Genomic DNA, 16,216 nt, shown 5'->3' with positions numbered 1-16,216 from the left:
CATTGCATAAGGGGGGGGTGAATGATGAGCCTTGATATTATGAAAATATTACAGAAAGATTTGGATTATGACTACAATACTTTGGAACAAAATATAGAACTTTTGAAAATACAGTATTTAAGGAAAAGTAATAAATTAAAAGTAGTAGTGAGATCCAGGGAAAATTTAAATAAAGATGTACAGAATAAAATAAAGAGTATAGTCAATAAGAAACTTGGAAGTTTTTTCAATATTGATCTCGTATGCTATAGAGATATATCCAATGTGTCTTTAAAGGAAATAAGTGAAAATTATTGGATTCAGCTGGTGGATGTTATAAGTTCCTATGTACCTATGTGTAGGGAATTTTTATTGAAATCCTCTAGAAAAGTAGAGAAAGATACAGTTAAAATTTACAGTGGAAATGAATTTATATGCGGACTCCTGAAAAATAAGAGTATAGAAAAGCTTATGACCAGGAGTATTAGAGATATATTTGGTGTAAGCTGTTCTGTAATATTAAATTATGATGAAAAGCTAAATTCAGAGAGCTATTTGGAGGAAAGTGAAAAAAAAGAAAAAAAATACATAGAGAATATCTTGAATTATCGGGAGAGGGAAAATAAAAAGTACAATAATATGCAAAAATTCAATCAGGATTTGAAATATAAAAAAAATTCACAGGGGAATACTGTATCAAGCAGCGGTATTATTATAATTGGAAAGAGTATAAATGGGGATATTACTGATATTAGAAATATAACAGAAGTTTCTAAATCAGTTATTATAAAAGGTGAAATATTTAAGAGAGAAATTATAGAAACTAAGACTGGAAGAAAGATAATTGCTTTTTACATAACAGATTATACCAGCTCTATTATTGTAAAGCTCTTTCCAAAACCTAAAGATGTAGATAGAATAGTGGATGAGGTAAAAGAGGGGCTTTTTTGTATGGTCAGAGGAGAGGTCGTAAATGATATCTATGCCAGGGAATTGGTGATAATGGCCAGAGACATAATTAAAACTCAAAAAAAGATAAAAGAGGATAATGCTCCTAAAAAGAGGGTGGAACTTCATCTTCATACGCAGATGAGTGCAATGGATGCAGTTAGTTCTGCTTCAAGTCTTATTGAAAGGGCGGCCAGATGGAATCATAGAGCTATTGCTATAACTGATCATGGAGTAGTTCAGGCTTATCCGGAGGCTATGGAAGCTGCAAAAAAAAATAATATTAAGGTGATATATGGTATAGAATCCTATCTGGTAGATGACGGAGTGCCTATTGTTATAAATGGCGAAGGTAAAACTTTGGATGACACCTATGTGATTTTTGATATTGAGACAACAGGTTTTTCCAGTATAAATGACAGTATAATAGAAATAGGAGCAGTTAAGGTGAAAGATGGAAAAGTAGTTGATAAATTTAGTGAATTTGTAAATCCAGGAAGAATTATACCGGGCCGTATTGTGGAACTTACAGGAATTACGGATGAAATGGTGGAAAAATGTCCTAATATAGAGGAAATTTTACCTAAATTTATGGAGTTCATAGGAGATTCTATAGTTGTTGCCCATAATGCCAGCTTTGATGTAGGATTTATAAAGAAGAATTGTAATGATCTGAATTTGAAATTTAAAAATCCAGTTATGGACACTATCCCTCTTTGTAAGTTTTTATTTCCTGAACTCAAAAAATTTAAGTTAAACATAGTGGCAAAGCATCTGGGGATATCTCTTGAAAACCACCATAGGGCAGTAGATGATGCTGGAGCTACCTGCGATATACTTTTAAAATGCTTTGAAATTTTAAGGGAAAGAAATATTTTAAGTCTTGACAGGTTAAATGAGGAATTTTTAAAAAATATAGATGTAAAAAAACAAACTATGTATCATCTCATAATATTGGTTAAAAATCAAACAGGACTTAAAAATTTATATAAACTTGTATCAGAATCCAACTTGAGTTATTTTTTCAAAAAGCCCAGAATGCCCAAAAGCCTGATAATGAAATATAGAGAGGGCCTTATAATAGGCAGTGCCTGTGAGGCAGGGCAGGTATATAAGGAAGTTCTCAGTGGCAAAAGTGATGAAGAATTGAAGGATGTGCTGGATTTTTATGATTATCTGGAAATACAGCCTGTAGGAAATAACATGTTTCTTGTAAGAGAGGGTTTGGTTAAGGATAAAGATGAATTAAAAAATATAAACAAGAGAATATGTGAATTAGGTGAGAAAAATAATATGCCTGTAGTGGCTACCTGTGATGTGCATTTCATGGATCCTGAAGATGAGGTGTTCAGGCGCATAATAATGTCAGGCCAGGGTTATTCTGATGCTGACAATCAACCTCCCCTTTATTTTAGAACTACGGATGAAATGCTCTCTGAATTTGAATACCTGGGCAGGGAAAAAGCAGAGGAAGTAGTTGTGGAAAACACCAATAAAATTGCGGATATGATAGGAGAAGTAAAGCCTATACCGGATGAAACCTTTCCTCCTAAAATCGAAGGGGCGGAAGAACAGATAAAGGACATGACACTAAAAAAAGTTCATTCTATTTACGGAGAAAAGCTTCCTGAAATCGTGGAGAAAAGATTGAATAAGGAATTGAGTTCCATAATAAATAACGGGTATGCAGTGCTCTATTTAATTGCAGAAAAGTTAGTGGCAAAATCCTATAAAGACGGCTATTTAGTCGGTTCAAGGGGTTCGGTGGGTTCTTCTCTTGTTGCGACTATGTCGAATATTACAGAAGTAAACGGACTTCCGCCTCACTATGTTTGCCCAAAATGTAAATATAGTGAATTTTTCACAGATGGCTCTGTAGGCGCAGGTGTTGATCTGCCAGACAAAAACTGTCCCAGATGCGGTGAAAAACTTAAAAAGGATGGCTATGACATACCTTTTGAGACATTTTTAGGATTTTCAGGAGATAAAGAGCCGGATATAGATTTGAATTTTTCTGGAGAATATCAGCCTGTAGTTCATAAATATACGGAAGTGTTATTTGGAGAAGGGCACGTGTTTAGGGCAGGCACTATAGGTACCATAGCTGAAAAGACAGCCTATGGATATGTAAAAAAATATTTGTCAGAAAAGAATATAATTGTCCCCCAGGCTGAAATAGAGAGACTTACCAGGGGATGCACGGGAATAAAGAGAACTACAGGACAGCATCCAGGAGGAGTCATGGTAGTTCCAAGCGACAATGAGATATATAATTTCACCCCTGTGCAGCATCCGGCGGATGACAATGACACGGATATAATAACAACCCATTTTGATTACCATTCCATAAGTGGAAGACTTTTAAAGCTGGATATACTGGGGCACGATGATCCTACGGTGCTTAGGATGCTTCAGGATTTAACGGGGGTTGATCCAAAGAGTATACCTCTTGGGGATCCTAAGGTAATGAGCTTATTTACATCACCGGAAGCACTGGGAGTTACAGAGGAGGAGTTGGGCTGTCCGGTAGGAACTTATGGATTGCCTGAATTTGGAACTAAATTTGTAAGGCAGATGCTGCTGGACACTCATCCTAAAACCTTCTCGGATTTAGTGAGGATATCTGGATTGTCTCATGGTACCGATGTGTGGATAAATAATGCCCAGTACTATATAAAGGAAGGATACACAACTCTTAGGGACTGTATAGCCTGTAGGGATGATATAATGATGTATCTAATTCACAAGGATCTTCCTGCAAAGACAGCTTTCACCATAATGGAGAAAGTAAGAAAGGGGAAAGGGCTTAAAGAGGAGTATGAAAAGGAAATGAAGGAACATGGTGTTCCCGACTGGTATATTGACTCCTGTAAGAAAATAAAGTACATGTTTCCTAAAGGTCATGCTGTGGCTTATGTCATGATGGCTGTTAGAATAGCATATTTTAAAGTGTATTATCCCAAAGCGTATTATGCCACTTATTTTACCGTAAGGGCAGATGAATTTGATGCTGATATTGTGGCTCAAGGGGAAGATGCCATAGAGAAAAAGAGAGATGAACTCTATGGGATGGGAAATAATGCAACTCAAAAAGACAAAGGACTCATTACAATATTGGAATTGTGCTATGAAATGTACAAGAGAGGCATAAGATTTTTGAAGGTGGATTTGTATAAATCCAGTGCAGATAGATTTTTGATAGAGGAGGAAGGGATAAGAATTCCAATAAATGCCCTGGCCGGTGTTGGGGAAAGTGCAGCTAAAAACATAGTGGAGGCCAGAGAAAAGGGAGAATTTATATCCAAGGAGGATTTGAGAATAAGAGCAGGGGTTTCCAAAACTGTAATAGAGACACTGGATAGATATGGAGCTTTAAGAGGAATGCCTGAAACCAATCAACTCTCTCTATTTGCATAGATTCTATAATTTAAATAGAAACATATATAATTTTTCTTGAAATAAAGAATATAGTATGTTAAAATAAAAATGGTAAATCTACAGAAGCTATTATGACATAAAAGAGTGGGTTTGAACCCGCTCTTTCTATTTGTAAAAAACGCAGCGAAAGTTGCGTTTTTAAATTACAAGTAACAAACAACATTTTTTAAAAGGAGGATTTTAAGTGAGAGAAAATGCCTTAGCGGAAAAAATAATGAAATTTGTGAAACCTGTAGTCAGTGATCTAGGTTATGAACTATATCATTTGGAATTTAAAAGAGAAGGAAAAGATAATTATTTGAGAATATATATAGATAAAAAACAGGGAAACATATCATTGGAAGATTGTGAAAATGTAAGTAGGACAGTTAGTGATATACTGGATAGGGAGGATCCCATAAAAGTTTCTTATTATCTGGAAGTTTCATCACCAGGCATTGAAAGGATACTTTATACAGATGAACATCTGAAAAGGTATATTGGATATGATGTGGTGGTGAATATACAAGGACTTTTAAAAGGTAAGAAAAAATATGATGGAAAACTTTTAGAATTTAATCAAAGTCAATTGAAAATTGATTGTGGGGATGGAAATACAGTTATTCCTAGAGAAAAAATTTCGACTGTAAATTTAAAAGGTGATGTTTAAGGGGAGGTATATTTTAAAATGAATAAAGAGTTTATAGAAGCCTTAAGAGAAATAGTAAGAGAAAAGGGAATAAGTGAAGAGCTATTGTTTGCCACCATAGAGGATGCATTAGTTGCTGCCTATAAGAAAAATTATATGGGGCATGGAGTAAACAATCAGAATGTTAAGGTTACTATGAATAGGGAAAATGGAGAAATTCATGTGTATTCCCAAAAAAATGTAGTGGAAGAATTGAAGGATGAGATTAGTGAAATGAGTTTAGAGGATGCAAAACAATTGGATCCAAACTATAATATAGGTGATACAGTTAATATAGAAGTTACTCCGAGAAAATTCGGGAGGGTAGCTGCACAGGCAGCAAAACAGGTGGTTATCCAGCGAATAAAAGAGGAAGAGAGAAGAATTATATACAGTGATTTTGCAGAAAAGGAAGAGGATATGATAACGGGGACTGTTATAAGGAAAGATAAGAACAACGTTCTTATTGATTTGGGGAAGACAGAAGCAGTTCTTGGCCCCAATGAGCAGATACCTGGTGAAAAGTATAATTTTAATGATAAACTTAAATTGTATATTGTAGAGGTTAAAAACACTACAAAAGGTGCTCAGATTGTGATATCAAGAACTCATCCGGGACTTATAAAAAGACTGTTTGAACTTGAGGTACCTGAGATATTTGATGGGACTGTTGATATAAAGTCTATTGCAAGAGAAGCAGGTTCTAGAACAAAAATTGCTGTACATTCCAGTGATGAGAATGTAGATCCTATGGGAGCTTGTGTTGGACCCAAGGGAGTAAGAGTTCAGAATATAGTAAATGAGTTAAAGAATGAAAAGATAGATATAATAAAGTGGAGTAAACTTCCAGAAGAATATATAGCCAATGCACTTAGTCCAGCTAAGGTTTTGGATGTGACTTTGGATGAAGATATGAAATTTGCACAGGTTGTAGTAGATGACAATCAATTGTCTTTAGCCATAGGTAAGGAAGGGCAAAATGTAAGACTGGCAGCGAAACTTACGGGATGGAAAATAGATATAAAAAGTAAATCTCAGGTAGAACCGAAAGATGAAGAAGATAAGTTTACTGTGGAACCTGAGAATGGGGAAATTGATTCCTGAATGTTTGAACTTTAAAATAGAGGTGATATGTATATGAAACAAAGAAAAATTCCTAAGAGAATGTGCACAGGCTGTATGGAGATGAAACCTAAAAAGGAATTGATAAGAATAGTAAAGAACAAAGAAGGTGAAGTTTCCGTAGATCCTACTGGAAAGAAAAATGGTAGAGGAGCTTATATATGTAAAGATATTCAATGTCTTGAAAAAGCCTTTAAAAACAATAGGCTTCAAAAAAACCTTGAAGTGCAGATAGATGAAACTTTATATAATAGTTTGAGGGAACAGATAGAAAATAGCAGGTAAATTTCTTGATTGGGGTATGGGTAAAGTGTGCAGGAGAGATTGTAGAGAGATATAATAAGGGGAGAAAACTTTGTTAAACTTGTGGAAAAATGAGAGACTTTAGTTTCGGAGGTGAAGGATTTGTCAAAAATAAGAATTTATGAATTGGCTAAAGAATTAAATATATCCAGTAAAAAATTAATTGAATTATTGCTAGAAGAATTTGGGGTAAAAGTAAAAAACCATATGAGTGCTATAGAAGAAGAAGATGCAGATTTAATTAAGGAATTTATGGAAGAAAATAAGGAGGAAGGAGAGGAAGGAGAAGAAAAAGAAAAGGACAAAAAGAATGATTTGACGAATAAGAAATCCCATAAACGCGGAAATAAAAATGGAAATGCTAAAGAGGTTAATAAAAAAGATGACAGGCAAAAAGAAAAAGGTTTAAAAAATGAGGACTTACAGGAAAGTATAAAGATAGAAGATACTATAACTGTGAAAGAGTTTTCTGAAAAAATAGGTAAGCCTTCTACAGAAGTCATCAAACAGCTTATATTTATGGGGGTAATGGCAGCTATAAATGAGGAAATAGATTTTAATACAGCAAAAAAATTAGGTGAAAAATTTAATATAACTGTACTTAGAGAGGAAAAGGATATAGATAAAGAAGCAGTAGAGCAGGAAGATGAAGAGGATGAGGATACCAATCTAGAAAAAAGACCTCCTATTATAACTGTTATGGGCCATGTGGATCACGGCAAGACATCTCTTTTGGATGCCATAAGAAAATCACATGTAACTGCTACTGAAGCGGGAGGAATAACACAGCATATAGGTGCCTATACTGTTAATATAAATGGTGAAAAAATAACTTTCCTTGATACTCCAGGACACGAAGCTTTTACTGCAATGAGAGCCAGAGGGGCTCAAATTACAGATATAGTTATTTTGGTTGTAGCGGCAGATGATGGAATAATGCCACAAACTGCAGAGGCAATAAATCATTGCAAGGCTGCAGATGTACCTATAGTTGTGGCTATAAATAAAATAGATAGGCCAGGAGCTAATGTCGATAAAGTAAAGCAAGGTCTGACAGATTATGATTTGATACCTGAGGATTGGGGAGGAAATACAATATGCATACCAGTATCTGCCCATACTAAAGAGGGAATTGATACATTACTTGAGATGGTACTTTTAACAGCAGAAATGCTGGAACTAAAAGCAAATCCTCACAGAAATGCAAAAGGAACTGTCATAGAGGCGAAGTTAGATAAGGGAAGAGGAGCTGTTGCCACTTTGTTAGTTCAAAATGGAACACTTCATATAGGAGATTCTGTAATAGTAGGCAATACCTACGGGAGAATAAGGGCCATGTTTGATGATAAGGGAAAGAAAATCAAATCAGCAGGACCTTCCATTCCAGTGGAGATATTTGGATTATCTGAAGTACCAGCAGCAGGAGACAGATTTCATCAGGTCAAAGATGAAAAAACTGCGAGGGATATAGCAGGAAAGAGAAAACAAAAGGTGAGGGAAGAATATCTTCAATCCACTCATAAGGTTTCACTGGAGAATTTATATAGCCAGATAAAAGAGGGAAAAGTAAAAGAGCTTAATGTAATAGTAAAAGCGGATGTACAAGGTTCTATAGAGGCACTAAAACAATCTCTCCAAAAACTTTCCAATGAAGAGGTAAAAGTCAGAGTAATACATGGGGCAGTTGGAGCTATAACGGAAACAGATGTGACCCTAGCTGCAGCTTCAAATGCCATAATAATAGGATTTAATGTGAGACCTGATATAAATGCACAGAATGCCGCTGAAAAAGAATCCGTGGATATAAAAACTTATAGAGTAATATACGATGCCATAGAAGATATAAAAGCTGCTATGGTAGGAATGCTGGAACCTGACTATAAAGAAGTAATACTTGGGAAGGCAGAGATTAGGCAGACTTATAAGATATCCAATGTGGGAACTATTGCAGGCTGTTATGTAGTTCAGGGAAAAGTAGTGAGAAACTCTAAGGTAAGGATAATAAGGGATGGTATAGTTATATTTGAATCAGAACTTGCCTCTTTAAAGAGATTTAAGGATGATGTAAAGGAAGTTGCCGAAGGGTATGAATGCGGTCTTTCAATTGACAAATTTAATGACATAAAAGAAGGAGATATAGTAGAAGCTTATGCTATGGAAGAAGTCAAGAAAAAACAGTTATAGATGCGAGGTGATATTTTGTGACTAACTATAGAAGTGGAAGAATAAATGAAGAGATGAAAAAGGAAATAAGCAATATAATCAGAAATGATATAAAAGATCCAAGGATAACTGCTATGGTGAGTGTTACGAAAGTCGATGTTACAAAAGATCAGAAATATGCTAAAGTTTATGTAAGCATATATGGGAAAAATAAATCGAAAGAAAACACTTTTGAAGCACTTAAAAATTCAGAGGGATTTATAAGAAGGGAAATTGGGCATAGGATAAAACTGAGAAACACGCCAGAGATAATTATAGAACTTGACAATACTATAGAATATGGAATGCATATAGATGATATCCTCCATAAAATAAAGGAGAATGAAAGACATGATAATGAATGATATAATCAATAGAATAAGGAACTGTAACAACATTGCAATTACTTTTCATTCTTCTCCTGACGGAGATGCTCTTGGAAGCTCGCTGGCATTGTTTCAAGGATTAAAAAAGATGGGCAAGGAAGTTAAAATTCTTTCGAGAGAGAAAATATTGGAAGATTTTAAATTCTTACCTTGCAGTGAAGAGATAGATGGTAAAAATTTTAAAGTGGGTTCAGATGTTCAATGTGTTATAGTGCTGGATTGCGGAGATGTAAAGAGAATAGATGCGGAGTTGGATTTTCAAAACAGGGCATACAAAATAATAAATGTAGATCATCATGTAACAAATGAACTCTATGGGAATTTAAACTATGTGGATACAAATGCTGCCGCTGTGGCGGAAATAGTATATCAAATGCTTAAACTTATGGATATAGATATAGATAAGGATATAGCACAGTGTCTTTATACATCTATAATTACAGATAGTGGCTCTTTTAGATATAGTTCGACCACGTCGGTAACCCATGCCATAGCAGGAGATTTAATAAATACGGGTATAGACTTTAGTGAAATTCACAGAATTGTGTTTGAAAATAAAAAGTTTCAGAGAATAAAACTCTATGGGAAAGCTATTGAAGGTATGAAACTTGTAGAAGACAGGATTTGTATTATGAAAATTACACGGGATATGCTTTCGGAAGTTGACATGAATTCAGAAATTGATACTTCTGATATTATAAGTATAGGTATGAAGATAGATACTGTAGAAGTGGGAATTTTGTTAAAGCAGGTAGAGGACGGGATAAAAGCAAGCCTTAGATCAAAATCAAAAGTGGATGTTAGGAAAATAGCAGAAGTATTTGGCGGCGGAGGACATTTAAGGGCAAGCGGCCTTAAAATTGAGGGTAAGTCTATGGATGAGGTGGAAGACATGATATTGGAAGAAGTTGAAAAAGAGTTTATATGATGGATGGTGTTTTGAATATAAATAAGCCTGCAGGTATTACATCCTTTGATGTGGTCAGGAAAATTAAGATTTTGTCACATAATAAGAAGGTAGGTCATGCTGGTACACTTGATCCAATCGCTTCGGGAGTATTGCCAGTATGTATAGGCAGGGCTACCAAGTTTGTGGATTATATAATGAAAGATGAAAAAGTATATTTAACTCAGATGAAACTTGGAATTAGAACGGATACTTACGACAGAGAGGGTACTGTAATAAATACCTTAGATTTTAACTTAAGTAAAAGGAATATAGAGAATGTGATTTTGAGTTTTGAGGGGCAAATAGACCAGCTTCCACCTATGTATTCTGCTATAAAGGTGAAGGGAAAAAGACTTTATGATCTGGCAAGACGCGGCATAGAAGTGGAAAGAAAAAAGAGGAAAATACTGATATATTCTATAGAAATTGTGGATATAAAGCTGCCCTATGTAGTATTTAAGGTAAGGTGTTCTAAAGGAACCTATATAAGAAGTCTTTGTAATGATATTGGAAATAGATTGAATTGTGGAGCTGTTATGTGGGACTTGAAGAGAATATCCACTGGAAACTTTGACATTTTAAATTCAATTACTTTAGAAAGCTTAAATGATAAAAACATATTACAATACATTATTCCTGTAGATACCGCACTGTCACAATACCCTGTACTCACAGTTGAAGATAAGTATGTAAAAAATGTTTTAAATGGAATTCCAATAAGGGATAAGATATTTTTAGATAAAATATCAAAGGATAGACTGTATAGAGTGTATACAAGTAAAAATGAGTTTGTGGGTTTAGGCATGCATAAAACTTTTGAATTTAAAATGGTTAAGTTATTTATTCGAGGTAATTGATTATGAAAGTTATAGAAGATAATTTTAAAGAACATTTTAAAGAGAATACATATATAGCATTGGGAAGCTTTGACGGACTTCATCTAGGACATATGAGTCTTATAAATAAGACCATCAGACTCGCTAGAAATAATAGGGCAAAGAGTATGGTATTTACATTTAAAAATCATCCTCTTATGACTATAAATCCTGACTTGGCACCTAAAATTTTGATGGATAACCAATCTAAAATAGATGTATTGAGAAATATGGGTTTGGATATAATAAATATGGTAAACTTCAATGAAGAACTTATGAAAATAGGTCCTGAGGACTTTGTGATTCATCTTTTAAATAACTATAGGGCCAAAGGATTTGTGGTTGGGTTCAACTATAGATTTGGATACAAGAATTTAGGAGATGTAAATTTATTAAAGAAGTTGAGCAGAGTTTATAAATTTCATTTAAGCGTTATTGATTCTGTAAAATATAAAGGACAAATAGTTAGCAGTTCAATCATAAGAGCCATTGTAACTGATGAAGGGGATATGAAAAAGGTAAACAAACTTTTGACAAGGCCTTTTATGATACAGGGAAAGGTAATGCATGGAAAGCAGTTAGGAAGAAAACTGGGATTTCCCACAGTAAATCTGGATTATGACAAAAAATTTGTGATACCAAAGGGCGGAGTATATTATACTATGGTGGGATTAGATGGAAAAATATTTAAAGGTATAACTAACGTAGGATATAATCCCACCACCTATGACAATAAACTCAGCGTTGAAACCAATATACTGGACTTCAGCGGGGATATATATGATAGAAACATAAAGATATATTTTATTGAGAGAATTAGAGATGAGGTAAAATTCAACAGTTTAGCTGAATTAGCCGATCAATTAAAGAAAGATAAAGTGTATGTGAGTAAAAAAACCGGAAATTAATTTTAAAAATTAATTTACAATACTAGGTTTATTTGCTATAATTACAGACGTGATCCTTATGCTAAGAATTTCGACTTGCCAACGTTGTTCTTGGAATAAAGGGGATTAACAATTGGAGGTGTAACAAAATGGAGAAGGCAGTTAAAGATGCGATAATGAAAAAATACGCAAGACATGAGGGAGATACAGGATCCCCTGAAGTGCAGATAGCCCTGCTTACTGAAAGAATTAATCATTTAAATGAACATTTAAAAATCCATAAGAAAGATCATCATTCCAGAAGGGGTCTTCTAATGATGGTTGGTAAGAGAAGAGGTCTTCTTAATTACTTAATTAGACAGGATATTGAGAGATATCGTGCTATTATTAAGGAGTTAAATTTAAGAAAATAATTTTTGGAGCGGGCTTGTGCCGCTCTATTCTTTTAATAGAATTGTAATTCATTGGTAGGAGGTATATTTTTAATGAGTGATATAATTCAAACTACTGTGGCAGGAAGAGTTTTAAAGGTTGACTATGGAAAAGTAGGTAAACTTTCTGACTGCGCTATGTTTATAAGTTATGGAGATACAGTGGTTTTAATCAATGCAAATTCGTCAGATGAACCTAGAGAAGGAGTAGATTTTTTTCCTTTGAGCATAGAATATGAGGAGAGGCTGTACTCTGTTGGTAAGATTCCCGGAGGTTTTATAAAAAGGGAGGGTAAACCAACGGAAAAGGCCATACTTCATGCTAGAGCGATAGATAGGCCACTTAGGCCGCTGTTTCCAAAGGGATATAGAAATGATGTTCAGGTAGTATGTACTGTACTGTCAGTTGATCAGGACAATGCACCTGACATATTGGCCATAAATGGAGCTTCATTAGCTCTATGTATGTCAAGTATTCCTTTTACTACTCCGGTGGGAGCAGTGTCCGTAGGGCTGGTAGATGGCAAATTCATAATTAATCCCGATTTAAAACAAAGGGAAAAAAGTAGTTTAAATCTTACAGTTTGTGCTACTAAGGACAGGGTTATGATGGTAGAAGCTGGAGGAGATGAAATACCGGAGGATGTAATGTACAACGGTATAATATGTGGATTTGAAGAATGCAAAAAGATAGTGGCATTTCAAGAAGAAATCATAAAGAAGTATGGAAAAGAAAAAATTGAACCTGTATTGTACAAGGCGGATGAAGCCCTGGAGGAAAAAGTTAGAGAGTTTGCCTCTGATATGATAAAAGATGCCATGCATATAGAGGACAGAGATAATAGAAATGAAGCGCTTAAAGATATAGACGATAAATTAAATGGGCAATTTTCTGAAGAATACCCGGATAGTGAAGCTGATATTTCTGATATAGTCTACAGAATGAAAAAAGAAGTAGTTAGAAATATGCTTTTAAAAGAACATAAAAGAGTAGATGGAAGGGCATTTGACGAAATAAGACCTATAAGCTGTGAAGTGGGAATTCTTCCCAGAACTCATGGTACTGGACTTTTTACAAGAGGATTAACTCAAGTGATGACTGTAGCTACGTTGGGATCCCTGGGAGATGTGCAGATACTTGATGGAGTGGGTTCTGAAGAGTCCAAGAGATATATTCACCACTACAATTTTCCATCCTACAGCACAGGTGAGACAAAGCCTCTTAGAGGACCAGGAAGAAGGGAAATAGGTCATGGAGCTCTGGCTGAAAAAGCATTGGAACCACTTATACCAAGTGAAGAGGAATTTCCCTATACCATAAGATTGGTGTCTGAGGTGTTGAGTTCAAACGGCTCTACTTCTCAAGCCAGCATATGTGGAAGTACTTTAGCTCTTTTGGACGCAGGTGTCCCAATAAAAAGACCGGCGGCGGGAATAGCTATGGGACTTGTAACCAGCGAAGATATGTCTCAGGAGGAAATATTGACTGATATACAGGGATTAGAGGATTTCTTCGGAGATATGGACTTTAAAGTTGGAGGAACAGAAAAAGGCATTACAGCCATTCAATTTGATACAAAAATTCATGGGCTATCCAATAACTGTATAAAAGAAACCCTCAATAGGGCAAGAACAGCAAGGTTATTTATACTTGAAAAAATCCATGAATGTATTCCTGCACCAAGGGCAGAATTGTCAAAATATGCTCCAAAGACATTTACCATGTCCATAGATCCTGAAAAGATCAGGGATGTAATAGGCTCCGGAGGAAAGGTTATAAACAAGATAATAGCAGAGACTGGAGTTAAAATAGATATAAAAGAAGATGGAAAAATATTTGTTATGTCAGATGACACTGCAAGTGCAAAGAAGGCATTGAAAATAATTGACGATCTTACTAAAGAAGTAGTGGTGGGAGAGATATATCTGGGTAAGGTTACCAAAACAACTAATTTTGGAGCATTTGTTGAAGTACTTCCAGGTAAAGAAGGACTGGTTCATATCTCAAAATTGGATTTTACCAGAGTGAATAAGGTAGAAGACGTAGTATCTGTAGGAGATAAGATATTGGTCAAAGTAACTGATATAGATAATCAAGGTAGAATAAATCTTTCCAGAAAAGATGCCATAAAAGATTCTGAGAAAAAAGATCTAAAGGGAAAAGATTCAAAGGTAAAACAGTAAAATAGAAGGGCTTAGGTGCCTTTTTATTTTTTAATGTGATTTTTTTACACCTTGTGGGAATAATTTTGATAATAAATTAAAACTGTCTAGTGAAAGAGGTGAAACTTTTAATGTATAATTTATTTAAGTTAGATAATGGATTAAGAGTAGTCGTAGAAAATATAGATTATGTAAATTCTGTAAGTGTGGGCCTCTGGATAAAAAGTGGATCTAGAAATGAAGAAAAATACAATAATGGTATTTCTCATTTTATTGAACATATGCTGTTTAAAGGCACAGCTAATAGAACTGCACTTGAAATAGCTGAATCAATAGAAGATGTTGGTGGACAGATAAATGCTTTTACGGGGAAGGAAGCTACATGTTTTTATGTAAAAGTATTGGATACTCATTTGGATTTGGCTATAGATGTTTTAGCGGATATGTTGTTTAACAGTAAATTTTTACCTGAAGATATCGAAAAGGAAAAGGGCGTTATAGTTGAAGAGATAAATATGAGTGAAGATTTACCAGAAGATGTATTGTCGGATCTTCACAATAAAGCCATGTGGGGAAATGATTCTATATCTCTTCCCATACTGGGAAATGCTGATACTGTGAAATCCTTTAATAGAAAACAGCTGCTGGAATATATAAATTCTCGTTATATACCTGAAAATTCCGTAATATCTATAGCCGGCAAGGTAAATTTAAAAAATGTAGAGAAATTGATAGAAAAATATTTTAAAAACTGGTGTGGAAAAGACAAGGTTATCACCAATTATTCTTTCCCAAAACTTTTAAATAACCATCTTTTGAAGAGAAAGAATATAGAACAGCTTCATTTGAGCTTAGGGATACAGGGAGTTAAAGGAGGCAGTGATGATATATATCCACTTTTATTATTGAATAATATATATGGAGGTGGAGCTTCTTCTATATTGTTTCAGAAGATACGTGAGGAAAAAGGTCTTTGTTATTCTGTATATTCTTATTTGACTTCTTTTAATAATAATGGTGTAGTTATTGTGTATACTGGATTAAATGCGAAGTATGTTTATGATGTGATATGCAGAATAAAAGAAGAGTTAGAGCTATTTTCAAAAAATGGCATTAAACCTGGTAAATTGAAAAAATCAAAAGAACAGTTAAAAGGAAACTATATATTGGGTATGGAAAGCATAAGCAGCAGGATGTTTAATAACGGTAAATCTCTATTATTTACCAATAAGTTAAATACTCCTGAAGATATAATAGAAAAGATAAACAACATAGATGAAGATATTCTAAACAGAGTGATGAAGAACACTTTTTGTAATGGAATAGTGAATTCCGCATTCGTAGGTGATAATATAGATATGGAAATTGTAAAAAATTTATTGGATAAAGATATAAAACCTTTTCAGGGATCAAAGAGCAGCTTTTTATAAAATTTATTAGAATGAGTATGAATTTGGGATTTTATATGATTATGAAGCTTGTAGAATAAGTTATGTACATTGTTCATAGTATGTAGTAATGATATATTTTATATAATATAAGTGGGAGGATACTATGGATCAAAATATAAAATATTATAGTGAAATGGAAAGATATGAAATTATTAATGTGAATGATGGCAATAAATACAATTATCTGGGGAACAATGACATAATAGTTGATTCTGAGGGGAACCTAAAGATATTGATTTTAAGTGATAATAAAACTAAATTTGGTATTTTTGGTAAAAGTGAGTTCATAGAGGTTCCCTGGGAATATGTCAAGAAAATAGGAGCTAAGACAATTATTATAGATGTGGAGGAAAAAAATCTCAAAAAAGTGCGATAGTACAGTTGAAGATTTTTAAATTGTCAACTGTCAATTGTG

The 16,216-nt window shown here is 34.3% G+C and carries 13 protein-coding genes; all 13 read left to right on the top strand.

Annotation, left to right across the window (positions count from 1 at the left end):
• The first annotated feature begins 24 nt into the window (after positions 1–24).
• The 13 genes from ACFHWD_RS07315 to ACFHWD_RS07255 all read left to right on the top strand — a co-directional run bounded on the left by ACFHWD_RS07315 (position 25) and on the right by ACFHWD_RS07255 (position 16,177).
• The gene (locus tag ACFHWD_RS07315) at positions 25–4,344 is read left to right on the top strand and encodes a PolC-type DNA polymerase III (protein WP_378061270.1); all 4,320 of its coding nucleotides are present in this window, start codon (positions 25–27) and stop codon (positions 4,342–4,344) included.
• A 205-nt stretch (positions 4,345–4,549) separates the two neighbouring features.
• Complete coding sequence (gene rimP / locus ACFHWD_RS07310) at positions 4,550–5,014, top strand: ribosome maturation factor RimP (protein WP_150356444.1); 465 nt, start codon at positions 4,550–4,552, stop codon at positions 5,012–5,014.
• A gap of 18 nt (positions 5,015–5,032) precedes the next feature.
• Positions 5,033–6,136: a transcription termination factor NusA gene (gene nusA, locus ACFHWD_RS07305; RefSeq protein WP_150356443.1), complete on the top strand. Its 1,104-nt coding sequence runs from the start codon at positions 5,033–5,035 to the stop codon at positions 6,134–6,136.
• A 33-nt stretch (positions 6,137–6,169) separates the two neighbouring features.
• Positions 6,170–6,439 (top strand): RNase P modulator RnpM, encoded by a 270-nt coding sequence (gene rnpM, locus ACFHWD_RS07300; protein ID WP_150356442.1) that lies wholly within the window; start codon positions 6,170–6,172, stop codon positions 6,437–6,439.
• 120 nt (positions 6,440–6,559) lie between these two features.
• Positions 6,560–8,641 (top strand): translation initiation factor IF-2, encoded by a 2,082-nt coding sequence (gene infB / locus ACFHWD_RS07295; RefSeq protein WP_378061219.1) that lies wholly within the window; start codon positions 6,560–6,562, stop codon positions 8,639–8,641.
• A 17-nt stretch (positions 8,642–8,658) separates the two neighbouring features.
• Positions 8,659–9,024: a 30S ribosome-binding factor RbfA gene (gene rbfA, locus ACFHWD_RS07290; protein ID WP_378061217.1), complete on the top strand. Its 366-nt coding sequence runs from the start codon at positions 8,659–8,661 to the stop codon at positions 9,022–9,024.
• Complete coding sequence (locus ACFHWD_RS07285) at positions 9,011–9,973, top strand: bifunctional oligoribonuclease/PAP phosphatase NrnA (RefSeq protein WP_150356439.1); 963 nt, start codon at positions 9,011–9,013, stop codon at positions 9,971–9,973. Before rbfA ends, ACFHWD_RS07285 begins: the two co-directional genes overlap by 14 nt.
• Entirely contained in the window at positions 9,973–10,851 is an 879-nt protein-coding gene (gene truB, locus ACFHWD_RS07280) for a tRNA pseudouridine(55) synthase TruB (RefSeq protein ID WP_150356438.1), read from the top strand. The genes ACFHWD_RS07285 and truB overlap by 1 nt, the downstream gene beginning before the upstream one ends.
• Before the next feature lie 2 nt (positions 10,852–10,853).
• Positions 10,854–11,777 (top strand): bifunctional riboflavin kinase/FAD synthetase, encoded by a 924-nt coding sequence (locus ACFHWD_RS07275; protein ID WP_150356437.1) that lies wholly within the window; start codon positions 10,854–10,856, stop codon positions 11,775–11,777.
• A gap of 128 nt (positions 11,778–11,905) precedes the next feature.
• Entirely contained in the window at positions 11,906–12,169 is a 264-nt protein-coding gene (gene rpsO, locus ACFHWD_RS07270) for a 30S ribosomal protein S15 (protein WP_150356436.1), read from the top strand.
• Positions 12,170–12,241: 72 nt separating this feature from the next.
• Entirely contained in the window at positions 12,242–14,371 is a 2,130-nt protein-coding gene (locus tag ACFHWD_RS07265) for a polyribonucleotide nucleotidyltransferase (RefSeq protein WP_378061213.1), read from the top strand.
• 110 nt (positions 14,372–14,481) lie between these two features.
• Complete coding sequence (locus tag ACFHWD_RS07260; RefSeq protein ID WP_150356434.1) at positions 14,482–15,780, top strand: pitrilysin family protein; 1,299 nt, start codon at positions 14,482–14,484, stop codon at positions 15,778–15,780.
• 124 nt (positions 15,781–15,904) lie between these two features.
• Positions 15,905–16,177 carry a YlmC/YmxH family sporulation protein gene (locus ACFHWD_RS07255; RefSeq protein ID WP_150356433.1) on the top strand — a complete coding sequence of 91 codons (273 nt, stop codon included), beginning with the start codon at positions 15,905–15,907 and terminating at the stop codon, positions 16,175–16,177.
• Positions 16,178–16,216 lie beyond the last annotated feature (39 nt).

This window comes from Clostridium sp. MT-14, from assembly GCF_042436595.1.
In the GTDB taxonomy this organism is placed as follows: Bacteria; Bacillota; Clostridia; order Clostridiales; family Clostridiaceae; genus Clostridium_B; species Clostridium_B aromativorans.
The sequence above is the reverse complement of the archived record's forward strand: the minus strand, read 5'-3'. Positions and strand labels throughout refer to the sequence as shown.